Source organism: Streptomyces daqingensis, assembly GCF_014645895.1.
Classification (GTDB): Bacteria; Actinomycetota; Actinomycetes; order Streptomycetales; family Streptomycetaceae; genus Streptomyces; species Streptomyces daqingensis.
In genome coordinates this window covers 21,671-39,500 of the sequence record NZ_BMMP01000003.1, presented here as the reverse complement: position 1 = coordinate 39,500, position 17,830 = coordinate 21,671, and the positions used below count along the sequence as shown (strand labels likewise).

Here is a 17,830-nt window from a genome sequence, read left to right as displayed (position 1 = left end):
CGGCGGACCGACCAGTGAGACGGCCGTGACCGGCGGGGAGGGGCGCCCGGGCCGGGCGTGGGCGCCGGCCCGGCCCCCACGCCCTTCACGGCCGGAGAGTCAGAGGCCGACCTCGTCCATCAACATGCCGACCTCGGTGTTCGTCATGCGGCGCAGCCATCCGGACTTCTGGTCGCCCAACGCGATGGGCCCGAAGCGGGTGCGGACGAGCTTGTCGACCGGGAACCCCGCCTCCGACAGCATGCGCCGCACGATGTGCTTGCGCCCCTCGTGCAGGGAGACCTCGACCAGGTAGTTCTTGCCGGTGTTCTCGACGACCTTGAAGTGGTCGGCCCGCGCGTAGCCGTCGTCGAGCTTGATGCCGTCCTTGAGGCGCTTGCCCAGGTCGCGCGGGAGCGGCCCCTGTATCGCGGCGAGGTAGGTCTTCTTCACCCCGTACCGGGGGTGGGTCAGCCGGTGGGCCAGCTCACCGTGGTTGGTGAGCAGGATCAGGCCCTCGGTCTCCGTGTCGAGCCGGCCGACGTGGAAGAGGCGCGTCTCCCGGTTCTGCACGTAGTCGCCGAGGCACTGGCGCCCCTCCGGGTCCTCCATCGAGGCCACGACACCGGCGGGCTTGTTGAGCGCGAAGAACACGTGGGACTGGGACGCGATGGTCAGGCCGTCGACCTTGATCTCGTCCTTGTCCGGCTCGACGCGGACGCCCTGCTCCACGACGATCGAGCCGTTGACCTCGACGCGGCCCTGCTCGATCAGGTCCTCGCAGGCACGCCGGGAGCCCATGCCGGCACGGGCGAGCACCTTCTGCAGCCGCTCGCCCTCCTGCTCGCCGAAGGTCTTCGGGAGCTTCACCGCCGGCTTGCTGTGCCGCGCGCGGTTACGGGCCTCGATCTGGGCGTCGTACTCCCTCGGGCGTGCGGGCGCGGAGGCGTTGCGCGCGCGGGCCTTCGGGGCACCCGACTTCGTCACCTTCCCGGGGCCGCTCTTGGCGGCGTTCCTCGCCGCGACGCCCCTGGCCGCCGAGCCCTTGGGGCCGCCCGCCGAGGACTTGCCCGCACCCGCCTTGGGGCTCTTGGGGCCGCCCTTGGGGGGCTTACCCGCCGAACTCTTCGCGGCGCCCTTGGGGCCGCCGCCCTGCCCGGCACGCTGGCCGCGGCCGTCAGGCCGGGACCCGGCCGAGCGCGGGCCGCCGCCCGCCTGCCCCTCGCCCTTGCCGTAGCGGCGCTCCTCCGGCCGCGGGCGTCCCGCACGCTGCTGCTTCCCTGCGCCCCCTCCGGCTGCGCGGGGGGACGGCTTCTTGCCCCCGCCCCTGTTCTGTCGGTTTCCGCCGGTGCTGCTGCCGCTGCTTCGCATCAATGATCCGTCTGCGTTCTGTCAAGGACTTCGTCGCCGCTGTCGTCTACGTCGAACGACGGCATGCCTTCCTGGGAGTCCCCCTCGACGGCCTCGGCCTCGGGGAGGAAGGGCGCCAGTTCCGGAAGCTCGTCGAGGCCGCGAAGGCCCAGCCGCTCCAGAAAGTAATGCGTCGTCCTGTACAGGATCGCACCTGTCTCGGGTTCCGCGCCCGCCTCCTCCACAAGGCCCCGCTGCAGGAGCGTACGCATCACGCCGTCGCAGTTGACTCCGCGCACCGCGGAGACCCGTGAGCGGCTCACAGGCTGGCGGTACGCGACCACGGCGAGCGTCTCCAGCGCGGCCTGCGTGAGGCGCGCCTGCTGCCCGTCGAGCACGAAGTTCTCGACGGCTTCGGCGTATTCGGGGCGCGTGTAGAAGCGCCAGCCCTCCGCGACGAGACGCAGCTCGAAGCCGCGCCGCTCGCGGTCGTACTCGTCGGCCAGCTCGCGGAGGGCGTCCGAGACCTGCCGACGGCGGCGCCCCAGCACCTTCGCCAGGTGATCCTCCGTGGCCGGCTCGTCCACGACCATCAGCACGGCCTCGAGGGCGGGCTTGAGCTCCAGCTCCGCCACGCCGCCCTCCCCGGGGGCCTCGTCCGGCAGCGGACCGTCGGGTGCCTCGCGGGTCGTGTCCGCTCCGAGGGCTTCCTGGATCTCGTACGTCTCCTCGCTCATGCGTGGATCTCCTCCTCGGGCTCCGGGGGCCCCGGCGGGCTCTGTGCGGGCTCGGTCGGCCCGGGCGCCGGCTCGGGCTCATGTGCGGGCGCGGGTACGGGCGCCGGCGCGGCGGGCTCGGGCGCGGACTTCTGTCCCGGCTGCGGCGGCTCCTGGTCGAACTCGTCGGTCACCAGCGGCTCCAGGTCCTCGGGGCCGCTCCAGCGGACCGTGAGCGCGCCCAGCGCCTCCTCCTGGTCCAGCGACACGGCACGCTCGCGGTACAGCTCGAGAAGGGCGAGGAAGCGGGCGACGACGGTGAGGGTGTCCGCGGCGTCCTCCGTGAGCTGGAGGAAGCTGGCCTCTCCCAGCTCACGCAGCCGCGCCACCACCACTTCCGCCTGCTCCCGCACGCTCACCAGCGGTGCGTGGATGTGCTCGACGTAGACCTGCGGCTTCGGCTTGGGCTGCATCGCCTTAACCGCGAGGCGCGCGAACCCCTCCGGCCCGATGCTGATCACCACGTCGGGCAGCAGCTCGGCGTGGTGCGGCTCCAGCCCGACGGTACGGGGATGGCGGTGCGCCTCGTCGGCCATGCGCCCGGCGAAGATCCCGGCGATCTCCTTGTACGCCCGGTACTGCAGCAGCCGCGCGAACAGCAGGTCGCGGGCCTCCAGCAGCGCCAGGTCGGCCTCGTCCTCGACTTCGGCGGCGGGCAGCAGCCTCGCGGCCTTCAGGTCGAGCAACGTGGCGGCGACGACGAGGAATTCGGTGGTCTGGTCGAGGTCCCAGTCCGGGCCCATGGCGCGGATGTGGGCCATGAACTCGTCCGTGACCTTCGACAGCGCGACCTCGGTGACGTCCAGCTTGTGCTTGGAGATCAGCTGGAGGAGGAGGTCGAAGGGGCCTTCGAAGTTGTCGAGGACGACCTTGAAGCGACCGTCGTCGGCGGCCTGTCGCTCCTCGTCCGGTTCCCCGTCGGCCTGCTCCCGCGGGGCGCCGCCCTGCTCGGGCGCATCCTCGGCGGCCGGCTCGGCGGTGGCGCCTTCCGCGCCCGCGGTCTCCGGCGTACCGGCCGCGTCCAGGGCGGCGGCCGCGCCCGGGTCGGCGTCCGTGTCCGGGTCGGCGTCCGTGTCCGGGACAGGGGTGGCGTCCGCCTCCGTGCCCGGAGTGGCGGGTGCCACGTCGCCGTCCGGACCGGGCGGTCCGTCTGCCGCCTCCTGCCCCGGGGCGTCCAGCGGCGGTGCCCCTGCGAGTGGTTGCTGTGCGGCGTCCACGTCCGGCTCGACGACACCGGGCGTATCCGGTACGTCTACCGACGCGGCCTCGCCGGCGGGCCCTGCCGGGCGGAAGTCTGCCGACTCCCGCGCAGGCGCTGCGGGTTGGTCCGGCGCGGTCGGCTCCGGTGGCGTCTGCTCCGTCGTGGAGCGTTCCGGCTCGGCGGCCGGTCCGGCTGGCGCGGCCGGCTCAGCGGCGGCGGGCGGAGCTCCCGAAGCCGACGAAGTCCCCGGCCCCCGCCCGAGAGTGCGGCGGGCGGCGCGGGGTGCGGAGCCGGCGTCGTGGTCAGGAGTGGGCATCGCCGGGCAGCGTACTGGGGAAGGGCCCGCTCAGGCGCTCCGCCTCACTCATGTCCCCGTGCTTTCGGGCGCGGTCACCGGAGACGCGAGGCCGTGCCCCCGGCCGCCATCGGTGCGGAACCGTCAACGTCCCCGCAGCCTCCGTACGAGGATGCTCGCCTCGCCGCGTGATTCCAGGTCCGCGAGGACGACCGCGACCGCCTCGCGCACGATGCGTCCGCGGTCCACCGCGAGTCCGTGCTCGCCCCGCAGCACGAGCCGGGCGTGCTCCAGGTCCATCAGCTCTTCCGCCGAGACGTAGACGGTGATCTTCTCGTCGTGGCGTTCGCGGCCGCTGGGGCGGCGGTTGGCGCCACGGCCGCGGCGGGGGGCCGCCGTCTGACGGCTGCGGGGCTCGGCGCCCCGGCCGGACTTGGGCTTGGGCTGCGACTGCGCCCGGACCTCCGCTGCCGGCTGGAGCGGCTGGGGCTGCGACTGCGCGCCGAGACGCTGCGAGTCGGCCGCGACGCGTCCGGCGTTCTGCGAGGTGCCCTGGCTCCGGGCGCCCTGGCCCGGGACGGTGTGCCGCCGGCCACCGGGCTGCTTGCCCTCCCCCGCGGTCTCCCTGCCGGAGTGCTCGCCGTCGCCCTCGCCCGCCGGGAGGCCGTCCGCCCCGGGTTGAGCGCCCCCGCGCGTGCTGCCGGGGTCCTCGTTCTCGGCCGCGGCGCTGTGCTCGCCGGAGCCGTCACCGCCCGCCGCGGACTCCTCGGCGCCCTCCGCGGAGTCGCCGGGGACGTTCGCCGCCTCGAGCTCCGAGGCGGGTGACGGGACGCGTGCTGCTTTGCCGGAGGGGTCTTCGCCGTTGCCGATGTGCTGGGACGCGGGAGCCGAGGGCTGGACTGCTGACCCTCCGGTCGTGCGGAACAGTTCGTCAGCTGCAGGGAGACTCACTCGGCGTGGCACCGGGCGAGCACCTCCCTGGCGAGCTGGCGATAGGCGGCGGCGCCGACGGAGTTGGAGGCGTAGGTCGTGATCGGCTCACCCGCGACGGTCGTCTCGGGGAACCGGACCGTACGCCCGATGACGGTGTGGTACACGTTCTCGTCGAACGCTTCGACGACGCGCGCCAGCACTTCGCGGCTGTGGACCGTGCGGGAGTCGTACATCGTCGCCAGGATGCCGTCGAGTTCGAGCTCGGGGTTGAGCCGCTCCTGCACTTTCTCGATGGTCTCCGTCAGGAGGGCCACGCCGCGCAGGGCGAAGAACTCGCACTCCAGCGGAACGATCACCTTGTGGGCGGCGGTGAGCGCGTTGACGGTCAGCAGGCCCAGCGAGGGCTGGCAGTCGATGACGATGAAGTCGTAGTCGTTCTGCAGCGGTTGGAGCGCCCGCTGCAGCGTCGACTCGCGCGCGACCTCGCTGACCAGCTGCACCTCCGCGGCCGACAGGTCGATGTTGCTCGGCAGCAGGTCCATGCCCGCCACCGCCGTCTTCAGCAGCACCTCGTCCGGTGCCAGCCCCCGCTCCATCAGGAGGTTGTAGACGGTGAGTTCGAGCTCCATCGGGTTGACGCCCAGGCCGACCGAGAGAGCACCCTGCGGGTCGAAGTCCACGAGCAGCACGCGGCGTCCGTACTCGGCCAGGGCCGCGCCCAGGTTGATCGCCGAGGTCGTCTTGCCGACGCCGCCCTTCTGGTTGCACATCGCGATGATCTTCGCCGGGCCCGGTTCGCTGACCGGTCCCGGGATCGGGAAGTACGGAAGGGGGCGGCCGGTGGGGCCGATGCGTTCGCGGCGCTGCCGCGCGGCGTCGGGCGCGAGTGTGGCCGCGTACTCGGGGTCCGGTTCGTACTCGGCGTCCGGATCGTAGAAGTGCCCCTCGGGCAGCTCGCCGTAGGCGAAGCGGTGGGGGTCACTGTAGTCGGCGAGTTCGGCGGACTCGTCGCCCGCGGAGTTGCCGGCCATGGCGTTCACTTGGCGGCCGTCCATGCTCTGGTGGGCTGTGGTTGCGGATGCTGCGTTCTGGTGGGCGGCGAAGGTTCGGACAGCTACGGAGCCGACACCCTCGGACCCCGAGGACTCCTGGCCCCGCACAGGTGCTCCCGGTCGACCACCCCCGGGAGAAAATGTCGACTCATTCACAAGTCGTCCTACCTCCTTGGTGACCAGGAAACTTCTAGACAGGTCAGCGTGACACCATGCCGACGTTTGGCGACTCTATGGCGTGTCGGGCGTCCTCAGCAACACAATCCACCGGAGACGCCACGATGTGTCGAGCAGCCAACACCCCGATGTCAAGAGGCAATGAGCGTCACGGGCCCGGTCCGGACGCGGCGCGAAACAGCCGGGAGGGTTGCACGCAAGGCGAGTTGAGCCCCCTGACAGGCCGCCGGACGCACGCCGCCGGCCTGCCCCCCGGGTACGGGAACAGGCCGGTGACGTGCGGTGTTTCGCATTGACGGCGGCCGTTGACCCACCGCCTCTGTTCCGCAATCAGCCCAGCAGAGTGCCGAGTTCGCGGTTCGGCAGCCCGTGCGCCTCGGCGACGGGACCGTAATAGACCTCTCCGTCATGGACGTTGAGACCCTTCGCGAGGGTCGCGTCCCTCCGCAGCGCCTCGCGCCAGCCGCGGTTGGCGAGTTCGACGATGTACGGGAGCGTGGCGTTCGTCAGCGCGTACGTGGACGTGCTGGGCACCGCGCCGGGCATGTTGGCTACGCAGTAGAAGACCGAGTCGTGGACCTGGAAGGTCGGCTCCGCGTGGGTCGTGGGCCGGGAGTCCTCGAAGCAGCCGCCCTGGTCGATCGCGATGTCGACAAGGACACTTCCCGGCTTCATGCGGGAGACTAGCTCGTTGCTCACGAGCTTCGGCGCCTTGGCGCCGGGGATCAGCACAGCGCCCACGACGAGGTCGGCCTCGAGGACGGCGCGCTCCAGCTCGTAGGCGTTGGACGTGACCGTGCGCACCTTCGTGCCGAAGATCTTGTCGGCCTCGCGGAGCTTGTTGACGTCCTTGTCGAGCAGCGTGACGTGGAAGCCGAGGCCCGTGGCGATCTGCGTGGCGTTCCATCCGGACACGCCGCCGCCGATGACGACCGCACGCCCGGCGGGCACCCCCGGCACGCCGCCGGGGAGCACGCCCCGGCCGCCCGCCGAACGCATCAGGTGGTACGCGCCGACCTGCGGGGCGATGCGCCCCGCCACCTCGGACATCGGGGCCAGCAGCGGCAGGGACCGGTTGGCGGACTCCACGGTCTCGTAGGCGATGGCGGTCGTACCGGACTGCGCCAGGGCGTCCGTGCACTCGCGGGAGGCCGCGAGGTGCAGGTAGGTGAAGAGCGTCTGGTCCTTGCGCAGCCGCCCGTACTCCTCGGCGATCGGCTCCTTGACCTTCAGCAGCATGTCGGACGTCGCCCAGACCTCGTCGGCGGAGCCGAGGATCTCGGCTCCGGCGGCGACGTACTCCCCGTCGGGGATGGAGGAGCCGGCGCCGGCGCCCTCCTCGATGACGACCTGGTGTCCGTTCCGTACGAGTTCGTGCGCCCCGGCCGGGGTGATGGCCACGCGGAACTCGTTGTTCTTGACCTCGCGGGGGATGCCGACCTTCACGTCGATCACGGTCCTTGACTCTGGGGTTTCTCGGGGATTTCCGCGCCGGTGGACAGCGGAAGTGATCGTGGCGACATCCCATTACAGCGGCAGATGTGAGGTATGCCGGATGTTGCGCGGGCAGCCACGGCTCCGCCAGTTTAATGAAGGATGCTTCCGTGTCCAGCCTTACAAAGCAGCAATTTTTTCGGGATCAGCTATTAGTTTCGCAGGCCGACCCTGTGTCGTACCCGCCATTGTGCGATCGGAGCAGCTCATCGGCCGCCCTTCGCTGCTTCCGGCCCTCGCGGACGTCCCCGATCCGGTCGCAGGCATCCGCGAGCCGCAGCAGCAGCGCGGCGTGCAGCCTGGCGTCCCCCGAGGGCCGGACCGCCTGGATCGCGAGCCGGCAGGTGCGCACCGCCTCCTGCGGCCTGCCCGCGTACTCCTGCACCCTGGCCACCTCGCTCAGGGCCCGGGCGTGCGCCCGCGCGTCCTGCAGCCTGCGGAAATTGGCGGCGGCCGCGCGCCATTCGCGCAGCGCGTCGTCGAGCCGTCCCGCGCAGGTGTGCACGGCGCCCAGCCGGCCGTGCACGCGGGCCGCGGCGGCCTGGGCGTCGCGGGTCTGGTGGTGTTCGAGAGCGCGGCCGTACCAGTCGGCGGCGCGCGCCCAGTCCTTCACGTCCTCGTACGTGCTGCCGATCGACTCCAGGGCGCGCCCCGCGGCGAAGTGGTCAGGCACCCTGCGCCCCCTGGGGCCCTTCCGCCCGTCGCGGGCGGCGTCGAGCGCCGCGCGGTAGCGGGCGAGGGCGCGGGAGTGCCTGCCGGTACGTGCGTCCAGGTCGCCCAAGTTCAGCAGCGCCGCTGCCCGTTCGCGCTGCAGGCCGCCGCGTTCGGCGACGTCCAGCACCAGTTCGTGCAGCCGGTAGAGCTCCGGCGCGGCCTCCTGCGGGGAGCGGTGCGCGTCGAAGGCCCGGGCGAGCGCCGAGATCAGCCTGCGGGCCAGTCCGTCGAGGCGTCCCTCTCCCTCGTCGACGGCGAGGCGGGCAGCGGCGATCATCGCGGGACGCCTCTCCTCCAGCCACTGCCGTGCCGCCTCCGCGGTGCCGAAGCGGACCGTACGCGGCAGGAAGGCGAGCCTCTTGCGGGCCTCCGAGCCCTCGGGTTCGGTGATCGCGTGGCAGGCCCTCAACTGCCGAACCGTGCGCTCCAGCATGCGGGCCCGCGCGAGCATCGACTCCTCCGGGCCCTCACGCTCCGCGAGTTCGGCGCGCAGCAGGGGGTCGAGGCAGCGCGGCACCTCGTAACAGCCGGGCGCGAGCGTGCTGTTGTGGACCAGGCCCAGGCGGAGGAACTCCTCGAGAATGCTCTGCGCCGTGGCCACCGAGCACCCGGCGAGGGACGAGGCGGTGTGCGCGTCCGCCAGTCCGGCCGGTGCCAGGGCCAGCATGCGCAGCACCCGCGACGGCGCCTTGGCGAGGGAGTCCGCGACGAGCCGGAAGGCCCGCTCCAGCGGGTCGGTGTGCGGCAGCAGTCCGAGCTGCTTGGCCGCGTCGGCCACGGAGAGCTTGGGGCGCGCGGCCAGCCAGCCGCCCACCATGACCAGCGCCGCGGGGAGGTCTCCGCATGCCTCGGCGACGAGTTCGGCGCTGCCCGGATCGACCGTCGTACGATGCGGCGCGCCCGCGCGGGACGCCAGGAGCGAGACGGCAGCGGGCCGCTCCAGGCCCCCGAGGGTGCACGGCCGGACGTCGGGCACGCCCGTGAGCGGACCGGAGGCCACCGCGAGAACGAGGCAGTCGCGGTTGTCGGGCAGCAGGTCGAGCACCTGTTCCGCGCTCGCCACGTCGTCGAGGAGGAGCAGGACGCTGCGGGTGCCGAGCGCCGCCCGCAGCGTCTCGGTGAGTTCGTCGTCCCCCGCGCCCGCGGGTACGGGGTCGGGCCCCAGGGAGGCGAGCAGATCGCGCACGGTGCGCTCCGTGGGGACGGGCGTACCGCCGGGGTCGGTGAGCCGGGCCCTCAGCACGCCGTCCGGGTAGCGGCCGGCCGCCCGGACGACGAGGGCCTCGGCGAGGGACGTACGTCCGGAACCCGGGCGCCCCGCGATCAGCAGGACGCGGCTGTGCGGCGCCGGGCGCCCCGACAGGGTGTGCAGTCCGGCACGCTCCAAGTCGGCCTGCAGCTCGCTGAGTTCGCGGCCGCGGCCGGGCAGTTCGCGGCTCGTCCCCGCCTCCTGGCCGGCATCCGTTGTGAGGCGCTGCGCCGGGTCGCCCGCAGTGACCGCACCGTCCTTGCGGGGGTGGGGCGGCCCGCCGGGGGTGTCCGTGCCTGTGGGCTGCACCGCTTGCTCCGTCACGGGCCACGCTCCCGTCCGCCTGCGCCTGTACGAGCCCGCCGCAGTGTGGGCGGGAACGCACAGAGCGTAGTTCACGGCGGCCGTGCGGATGTGTGGCGCGCTGCGCGTGCCCGCCGTCCGGGGGCCGCGCAAGTACGCGGCGGGGGCCGCCGGATGCCGGCGGCCCCCGCCGCGTACTGGGGTCCGGCGGGCCCTACGGCCGGAACGGCCGGGCGGGCCAGGGGGCGTCGGCCGGGCGCAGCCCGTCCGGGCCGTCCGGCGACGCCAGGGCGGCGCTCAGCGCGAGCGCGCCCACCACCAGGCAGTTGTTGTGCAACTCCCCCGCGAGAGCCCCCTGTACGAGCTCGGCGAGCGGCACCCTGGCGTGCTCCATGTCGGCCTCCTCCTCGGAGACTTCGAAGCGCTCGCCCTCGGCGACGGACACGTCACGGGCGAGGAAGATGCGCACGGCCTCGTCACAGCCGCCCGGAGTGGTGTAGACGTCCGCCAGGACCCGCCAGTCGCCGGCCTTGACGTGGGCCTCCTCGTACAGCTCGCGCTGCGCCGCGTGGAGCGGGTTCTCACCGGGGACGTCGAGAAGTCCGGCGGGGATCTCCCACAGCTTCTGCCGCACGGGGTGGCGGTACTGGCTGAGCACCAGCACCCGGTCCTCCTCGTCCAGGGCGAGGACGGCGACGGAGCCGGGGTGCACCTGGTAGTCGCGGCGGGCGACCGAACCGTCCGGCATGACCACGTCGTCGGTGCGCACGCTGGTCTTCTTGCCCTCGAACGGCACCTCGGTGGAGGTGACTTCCCACGCTTCCGGCGAGTCGGCGATGCGGCTGCCGCCGGGACGCGTCCGCGGGTCCCGCTGTGTCATGCCTTGCCCTCGCTCTGCTGACGGTCCACGGCTGCCTTGACCAGGCCCGCGAAGAGGGGGTGCGGCCGCGTCGGCCGGGAGCGGAGCTCGGGATGGGCCTGGGTGGCCACCAGGTACGGGTGCACCTCCCGCGGGTACTCCAGGTACTCGACGAGCTTGTTGTCGGGCGAGGTGCCCGAGAAGACCAGCCCCGCCTTCTTCTCGAGTTCGCCGCGGTAGGCGTTGTTGACCTCGTAGCGGTGCCGGTGGCGTTCCTCGACGTACTGCTCGCCGCCGTACACCTCGCGCACGATCGACCCCTCGGCGAGCTTCGCCGGGTAGAGCCCCAGCCGCATCGTTCCGCCCATGTCGCCGTCGCCCGCGACGATGTCGAGCTGCTCGGCCATGGTGGAGACCACGGGGTGCTCCGCGCCCTGCTCGAACTCGGTGGAGTTGGCGCCCTCGATGCCCGCCAGGTGCCGGGCCGCCTCGATGACGATGCACTGCAGCCCGAGGCAGAGCCCCAGCAGCGGCACGCCGTTCTCGCGGGCGTAGGTGATGGTCGCGACCTTGCCCTCGACACCGCGCTCGCCGAAGCCTCCGGGGATGCAGATCGCGTCGCAGTCCTCGAGCTGGCGGCGGGCGCCCTCCGCCGTGCGGCAGTCGTCGGACGTGACCCATTTGACCTTCACCCGCGCGTTGTTGGCGAAGCCGCCGGCGCGGATGGCCTCCGTGACGGACAGGTAGGCGTCGGGCAGGTCGATGTACTTGCCGACGAGGGCGACCGTCACCTCGTGGTCGGGCTGGTGCACGCGGCGCAGCAGGTCGTCCCACTGCGTCCAGTCGACGTCGCGGAAGGGCAGGTCGAGTTTGCGTACGACGTAGGCGTCGAGGCCCTCGGCGTGGACCACCTTCGGGATGTCGTAGATCGAGGGTGCGTCCCTGCAGGCGATGACGGCCGCGTCGTCCACGTCGCACATGAGGGAGATCTTGCGCTTGATGGAGCGCGGCACCTCGCGGTCGGCGCGGAGCACGATCGCGTCGGGCTGGATGCCGATGCTGCGCAGCGCGGCGACGGAGTGCTGGGTGGGCTTGGTCTTCAGCTCGCCGGACGGACCGATGTAGGGCAGCAGCGAGATGTGCACCACGAAGACGTTGTCCCTGCCGACCTCGTGGCGGACCTGCCGGACGGCTTCGAGGAACGGCAGCGACTCGATGTCGCCGACGGTGCCGCCGACCTCCGTGATGACGACGTCGACGTCGTCCGTGGCCATCCGCCGGATGCGGTGCTTGATCTCGTTCGTGATGTGCGGGATGACCTGCACGGTGTCGCCCAGGTAGTCGCCGCGGCGCTCCTTGGCGATGACCGAGGAGTAGATCTGGCCGGTGGTGACGTTGGCCGTGCCGTCGAGGTCCACGTCGAGGAAGCGCTCGTAGTGGCCGATGTCCAGGTCGGTCTCGGCGCCGTCGTTGGTGACGAACACCTCACCGTGCTGGAAGGGGTTCATGGTGCCGGGGTCGACGTTCAGATACGGGTCGAGCTTCTGCATCGTGACGCGCAGGCCCCGCGCCTTCAGAAGCGCCCCCAGGCTGGAGGCGGTGAGCCCCTTGCCGAGCGAGGAAGCCACACCCCCCGTGACGAAGAGGTGCTTGGTCGTCATGGATGTGGGCGGCAATGCCAAGAGGTGCTCCCGTGGTCGCGAGGTGGGCTGCGCACCGGAGCCCTGACTCCGTTCACGCAGTCGGTGCGCAGCAGATGCTCAGGGGTACCGTCGCTGCGGTTCGGGGGGCTTTCCGTGCCGGGAATCCGAAGACGGATCCGGGAACTCGCGCCCACCGGTCCACGGGCCACCAGGGTATCAGCGACGCCGGAGGGCTGTGTCTCGCCAGTACGGGAGTGCGTCAGGGCTCACAGGGGGGCCGTCCGGAGCCGGGTTCCGTCCCCTACCGTGAGGGTGCGGTCGCGCCTTGTGAGTGACCGTCCCGCAAGCTCACCTCTTCGGCTTATCCGTACTGTGGCGAGCGCGACGCACAAGGCTCCGGCAGGTCGTATCCTGCTCGGACGCTCGATCGGACATGTGATTGAGCAGTACTGATATTCGCAGGTCATCGCACGTCCCACGGGGGCGAGCCACAGTTCGACTGGAGATGCACGTGGCTGGGCGCATCGAAGATTACGCACTCATCGGGGACATGCAGACCGCCGCCCTGATCGGCAGGGACGGGTCGGTGGACTGGCACTGCCTTCCGCGCTTCGATTCCCATGCCGTCTTCGCGAGTCTTCTCGGCACGGAGGAGCACGGCTTCTGGCGGGTGGGCCCGCAGTCCAACGGGGACGAGCCGCCGAAGGCGGCCCGCAGGCGCTACCGGGGCGACTCGCTGATCCTGGAGTCCGAGTGGGACACGCCACGCGGCACGGTCCGCGTCATCGACTTCATGCCGCCCCGCGAGCAGCACGCACCGCAGCTGGTGCGCATCGTCGAAGGGGTGAGCGGCCGCGTTCCGATGCGTTCGGCGCTGCGCATGCGCTTCTCCTACGGCTGGGTCGTGCCGTGGGTGCAGCAGATCGAGGGCCGTACGGTCGCGGTCGCCGGGCCCGACTCGGTGTGGCTGGACACGGAAGCCGACACCTACGGCAAGGATCTGACGACCTACTCGGACTTCACGATCGCTCCGGGCGAACGCGTCGCGTTCACCATCAGCTGGCAGGCGTCGCACAAGAGCCCGCCCGCCGAGCCCGACCCCGAGTCGGCGCTGGAGGCGACCGCGGACTTCTGGCGTGAGTGGGTCGACCACTGCACGTACCACGGGCCCTACCGCGAGGCGGTCGTACGGTCGCTGATCACATTGAAGGCGCTGACGTACGCGCCGACGGGCGGCATCGTCGCCGCGCCGACGACCTCGCTCCCGGAGTGCATCGGCGGCATGCGCAACTGGGACTACCGCTTCACGTGGCTGCGTGACGCGGCGATCACCCTCTCCTCGCTGCTGCGCACCGGCTACCACCAGGAGGCGCTGGCCTGGCGGGAGTGGCTGCTGCGCGCCGTCGCGGGCGACCCGGAGAACCTGCAGATCATGTACGGCATCGCGGGCGAACGGGAGTTGGGCGAGGCGGAACTCAACTGGCTTCCCGGGTACGAGGACTCCACTCCCGTCCGCATCGGCAACGGCGCTGCGGGACAGCTCCAGCTGGACGTCTACGGCGAGGTGACCGAGGCTTTGCACCTCGCCCACATGACGGGCCTGGCACGCAACGACTACGCCTCCCTGCTGCAGTTGAAGCTCATCGGCTACCTGGAGGACCACTGGGACGAGCCGGACGAGGGCATCTGGGAGGTCCGCGGGCCGAGGCGGCACTTCGTGCACTCGAAGGTGATGGCCTGGGTTGCGGTCGACCGTACGGTCAAGCTCATCGAGTCCGGCGACGTAGACGGGCCGCTCGAGCGGTGGCGCGACCTGCGTGACGAGATCCACCGGGACGTGTGCGAGAAGGGGTACGACAAGGAGCGCAACACCTTCACGCAGTCCTACGGTTCGCGTGAGCTGGACGCCTCGCTGCTGCTCATCCCGCAGATGGGCTTCCTGCCGCCCGACGACAAGCGCGTCATCGGGACGGTCGAGGCGATCCAGCGTGAACTGTCCACGGAGGACGGCTTCGTCCTGCGCTACCCGACGTCGCAGCTCGACGGCGACAACGTCGACGGGCTCCAGGGTGAGGAAGGCGCGTTCCTCGCCTGCTCGTTCTGGCTCGCCGACGACCTGGCGATGATCGGGCGGGTCGAGGAGGCGCGGAAGCTCTTCGAGAAGCTGCTCTCGCTCCGCAACGACCTCGGCCTGCTGGCCGAGGAGTGGGACTCCAAGCTGCAGCGCCAGGTGGGCAATTTCCCGCAGGCCTTCAGCCACGTCCCGCTGATCGACACGGCCCTGCGCCTCACGGCGTCGGGGGCGTACGGGGGCTGACGCCCGCCGGGCCCGCCGCCCGGGCCCCGCGCCCACCGTCCGAAGACGGACCACGCCCGCTGCCGGGGACCACCGGCAGCGGGCGTGGCGGTTGAGGGACGGCTTCCCCCGGGCCGGCGGGGAGGGACCGGGGGAAGTCAGGCCGGGGCGGTGCGCCCGGCCGTGCCCTCAGAACGGTGTCAGCGTGAGAGTGATCTCGCTTGCGCCACCGTCCTCGATGTAGGACGCGAACCCGGCGACGTCGTCGAAGGCGAAGCCGTAGGCCTTGCCGTCCACCGTGGCCTCGTGCATGGCCTTGACGTACAGGTGGGCCGTGTCTCCCTTGTAGAACTCCGCGGGGTCCGTCGTGGGCTGGTCGGCGATCGAGGCGAGCGTGGTGCGGTTGAACGCGGCTCCCAGGATCGCTGCCACCGGGCCGGTGGTCCCGTCGTTCGGCGCGGCGAGCGCACCGTCGCAGAAGAGGACGTCCTTCGTGCTGGGCTTGTCGAAGGAGACCTCGGCCGGGCCCGTGAAGGAGAACTTCCCGCCGCTGACACGCCCTGTGAACTTCCCGGCGTTGGTGGTGACGGTGAGGTCCTTCCCGGAGTACGTGTTCCACACCTCGTCGATGTACGCGTCGAAGTAGTCCTCGGCGAAGAGGCCCGAACCCATGCCGTGCCCGGGGGCGATGACCCGCTTGTCGTCGACGACGAGCTTCGAGAACGCCTCGGCGCCCTTGAGGTCCTGGAAGACCTTGGCCCGCGCGCCGTCCTTGAGCGTGCCGGTCGTCTGGTCCTTGTCGCCCTTGAGCTGGATGGACAGCGGCACGCTGAACATGTCGACCATGGTGGTGTTGCAGTACATGGCCCCGTTCTTGTAGGTGAACTCCGCACAGTCGTGCAGCACCCCGTAGTTGGGGTCGGACTCCACCCAGGCCGCCGGGTAGGCGAGCGCGGCCTTGCCGTCGCCTCCCTCGACCGCCTTGAACTTCAGCTTCTCGCCGAGCGCGAAGTAGATCCGCCCCGACATCTCCGGCAGCTGGAGGACCGTCTCCCCGCTGCCGGCGAGCGGGATGGCGTAGTCGGTGAACCCGTCGGACCCGTTGTCGCCGAGTGCCACCGGCTTCAGCTCGCCCTCGGGGGTGACGCGGACCTGGTTGGTGCCGTCGTTGCCCACGATGTAGACGTGGATCGAGCCGTTGTCGTACTCGCCGCTGTTGTTGACGATCTTCAGGGGCATGGCGGCGGCCTTCGAGCCCGCCTTCCTCCGGGTGACGCCCCCCGCCTCGGTCACGAGCAGGCCCGTGGCCGGGGCTACGAGGGCCGCGGCGGCTGCACCGCGGATGAGAGACCTGCGGCTGATCACTTGAGGGCACCTCCGGTGGTTTCCACGGACACGTAGTCCACGGACATGGATCCGCCGGGCTGCGTGGCGGCGGTGGGGGTCTGCTGGCCGGCGACCCCGTCGGGGAACGCCCCGCCCATGGCGAGGTTCAGCAGGATGAAGTGACCGTGGTGCGTGGCGTCCGCCCAGGTCTGGGCGTCCACGTCGGTCTCCTTGACGGTGTGGAAGTGCTGGCCGTCGGCGTACCAGCGCAGCTCCTCGGTCTCACCGCTGCGGTCGAGTTCCAGCGCGTACTCGCTGAACTCCGTCTTGCAGGCGCCCGCGCACTCGTGGGCCTTGCCGATGCCGGTGGTCTCGTTGCACGGACCACCGGGGTTGACGCCGCAGTGCAGCACACCGTGTGTGGTGGTCTGCCCGTTGACGTTCTCCATGATGTCGAACTCACCGACGCCCGGCCAGTTGTGGTAGTTGCCGCGGTACTCCTCGCCCAGGGTCCAGAACGCCGGCCAGTAGCCGAGCGCCGCCTCCCCGGACTGCTCGGGCAGCTTGATCCCCGCTTCGATCCGCATGACGCCGCCCTCGGGGGCCGCGAAGTCGGTCCGCTGGGTCTCGATACGGGCCGAGGTCCAGGTGTCGCCGTTCTTGAGGGCGGTGATCTTCAGGTGCCCGTCGCCGTCGAGTTGGAGGTTGTCGGGGCTGTCGGTGTACTCCTGGATCTCGCCGGTGCCCCAGTTGGACGGGCCGCCGGGGTAGCTGTGCCCCTTGTCGATGATCCAGTCGTCGCCGGAGGGAAGTTGCCCGGCCGCGCCGTCGAAGTCCGTTCGCCAGACCTCTTCGAGGGCGGCTGCCTTCTTCCCGTCCCGGCCGGCGTCGTCCGCCTGCGCGCTGGGCGCCATGCAGGCGCCGAAGAGGGCGAGCGCCGCGATGCCCGCGAGTGCCCAACGCCGTCTGTCGCTCTTCAAGAGCATGATTTACGCTCCTCGCTCGTGGGGGGTGAGAGCGCTCTCACGTCATGGCCTGTACGGTGCCCATAGTTCGAGGATTGGTCAAGACCTAGGCAAAGAAAAGGAGTTGACGGTGCACACATTCCGCGATTCCCGTCCGACCCTGGAGGCCGTGGCGGCCCATGCCGGGGTCTCGCGTGCGACGGTGTCGCGGGTGGTCAACGGCGGTGCGAACGTACGGGCAGAGGTCCGCGAGAAGGTGCGGCAGTCCGTGGAGGAGCTGGGCTACGTGCCCAACAACGCGGCCCGCACCCTCGTCACCCGCCGCACCGGAGCCATCGCCGTGATCATCGCCGAGCCGGAGAGGCGCGTCTTCGCGGACCCGTTCTTCGCACAGCAGTTGCGCGGTATCAGCCGCGAACTCTCCGACAGCGACATGCAGTTGCTGCTGATCCTGCTCGAACAGCAGAAGGACTACGAACGGATCGGGCGCTACCTGTCGGCCGGGCACGTCGACGGCGCCCTGATGTTCTCGCTGCACGGCGACGACCCCCTCCCCGGCATCGCCTCCCGCACGGGACTCCCCGCCGTCTTCGGCGGCCGGCCCGGCTGGCCGGGCGCCGAGGACGACCCCGGTCTGCTCTACGTCGACACCGACAACCGGGGCGGGGCACGCCAGGCCGTTGCACATTTGCAGGAGCGAGGCCGCAGCAGGATCGCGCTCATCAACGGACCTCTCGACCAGACCTCCGCGCTCGACCGTCTCTACGGCTACTGCGACGCCCTGGGCATCACCGTCCACGAGAAGGACCCGGCCCTCGTGGCGCAGGGCGACTTCACCGCCGGGGGCGGCGAGCGCGCCATGGCCGAACTGCTGCGCAGCGCGCCCGATCTGGACGCGGTGTTCGCCGCGAACGACCTGATGGCCTCCGGTGCGCTCCGCACCCTCAGGACGCGGGGACTCCGGGTGCCGCAGGACGTGGCCGTCGTCGGCTACGACGACCTGGAACCCGCCGCATGGTCGGAGCCCGCCCTCACCACCGTGCGGCAGGACGTCGAGGGGATGGGCCGCATCATGGCCGAGCTGCTGCTCGGGCGGATCGGTCTCAAGCCCGGCGCGGCGGCGCCGGCACCGGTCGTGACGCCTGCCTCGCTGGTCGTCCGCGACTCGAGCTGAGGGTGCGGGACGGGAGTCGGGCCGGGGCCGCCCGTCCCAGGCCG

At 71.4% G+C, this 17,830-nt stretch carries 13 protein-coding genes; 2 read left to right on the top strand and 11 right to left on the bottom strand.

Annotation, left to right across the window (positions count from 1 at the left end):
- Positions 1–99: 99 nt before the first annotated feature.
- The 9 genes from IEY56_RS05145 to pyrG all read right to left on the bottom strand — a co-directional run bounded on the left by IEY56_RS05145 (position 100) and on the right by pyrG (position 12,043).
- The gene (locus IEY56_RS05145; RefSeq protein ID WP_189035891.1) at positions 100–1,350 is read right to left on the bottom strand and encodes a pseudouridine synthase; all 1,251 of its coding nucleotides are present in this window, start codon (positions 1,348–1,350) and stop codon (positions 100–102) included.
- A complete protein-coding gene (scpB, locus tag IEY56_RS05140) occupies positions 1,350–2,066 on the bottom strand; it encodes an SMC-Scp complex subunit ScpB (protein WP_189035890.1) in 717 nt (238 codons plus the stop codon). The genes IEY56_RS05145 and scpB overlap by 1 nt, the downstream gene beginning before the upstream one ends.
- Positions 2,063–3,322, bottom strand: coding sequence for a segregation and condensation protein A (locus IEY56_RS05135; protein WP_373292034.1), 1,260 nt, complete (start codon positions 3,320–3,322; stop codon positions 2,063–2,065). Before IEY56_RS05135 ends, scpB begins: the two co-directional genes overlap by 4 nt.
- Positions 3,323–3,745: 423 nt before the next feature.
- Positions 3,746–4,552, bottom strand: a complete 807-nt coding sequence (locus tag IEY56_RS05130) for a hypothetical protein (RefSeq protein ID WP_189035888.1) — start codon at positions 4,550–4,552, stop codon at positions 3,746–3,748.
- Positions 4,549–5,742, bottom strand: a complete 1,194-nt coding sequence (locus IEY56_RS05125; RefSeq protein ID WP_045866608.1) for a ParA family protein — start codon at positions 5,740–5,742, stop codon at positions 4,549–4,551. Before IEY56_RS05125 ends, IEY56_RS05130 begins: the two co-directional genes overlap by 4 nt.
- 351 nt (positions 5,743–6,093) lie before the next feature.
- The gene (gene ald / locus IEY56_RS05120) at positions 6,094–7,209 is read right to left on the bottom strand and encodes an alanine dehydrogenase (RefSeq protein WP_189036210.1); all 1,116 of its coding nucleotides are present in this window, start codon (positions 7,207–7,209) and stop codon (positions 6,094–6,096) included.
- Between the two features lie 193 nt (positions 7,210–7,402).
- Positions 7,403–9,544, bottom strand: coding sequence for an NB-ARC domain-containing protein (locus IEY56_RS05115; RefSeq protein ID WP_373292033.1), 2,142 nt, complete (start codon positions 9,542–9,544; stop codon positions 7,403–7,405).
- A 193-nt stretch (positions 9,545–9,737) separates the two neighbouring features.
- On the bottom strand, positions 9,738–10,403 hold the full coding sequence (locus IEY56_RS05110; RefSeq protein WP_189035887.1) for an NUDIX domain-containing protein: 666 nt from the start codon (positions 10,401–10,403) through the stop codon (positions 9,738–9,740).
- Positions 10,400–12,043 carry a CTP synthase gene (pyrG, locus tag IEY56_RS05105; RefSeq protein ID WP_189035886.1) on the bottom strand — a complete coding sequence of 548 codons (1,644 nt, stop codon included), beginning with the start codon at positions 12,041–12,043 and terminating at the stop codon, positions 10,400–10,402. The genes IEY56_RS05110 and pyrG overlap by 4 nt, the downstream gene beginning before the upstream one ends.
- 487 nt (positions 12,044–12,530) lie before the next feature.
- Between pyrG and IEY56_RS05100 the strand changes: the two genes are divergently transcribed.
- Positions 12,531–14,342, top strand: a complete 1,812-nt coding sequence (locus tag IEY56_RS05100) for a glycoside hydrolase family 15 protein (protein WP_189035885.1) — start codon at positions 12,531–12,533, stop codon at positions 14,340–14,342.
- A gap of 168 nt (positions 14,343–14,510) precedes the next feature.
- Here IEY56_RS05100 and IEY56_RS05095 read toward each other — a convergent pair whose 3' ends face one another.
- Together IEY56_RS05095 and IEY56_RS05090 are read right to left on the bottom strand one after the other, a co-directional pair.
- Entirely contained in the window at positions 14,511–15,686 is a 1,176-nt protein-coding gene (locus IEY56_RS05095; RefSeq protein ID WP_189035884.1) for a beta-1,3-glucanase family protein, read from the bottom strand.
- Positions 15,683–16,633: a glycoside hydrolase family 16 protein gene (locus tag IEY56_RS05090; protein ID WP_189035883.1), complete on the bottom strand. Its 951-nt coding sequence runs from the start codon at positions 16,631–16,633 to the stop codon at positions 15,683–15,685. Before IEY56_RS05090 ends, IEY56_RS05095 begins: the two co-directional genes overlap by 4 nt.
- A gap of 109 nt (positions 16,634–16,742) precedes the next feature.
- Here IEY56_RS05090 and IEY56_RS05085 point away from each other — a divergent pair, with 109 nt between their 5' ends.
- Complete coding sequence (locus tag IEY56_RS05085) at positions 16,743–17,786, top strand: LacI family DNA-binding transcriptional regulator (protein WP_229711625.1); 1,044 nt, start codon at positions 16,743–16,745, stop codon at positions 17,784–17,786.
- Positions 17,787–17,830 lie beyond the last annotated feature (44 nt).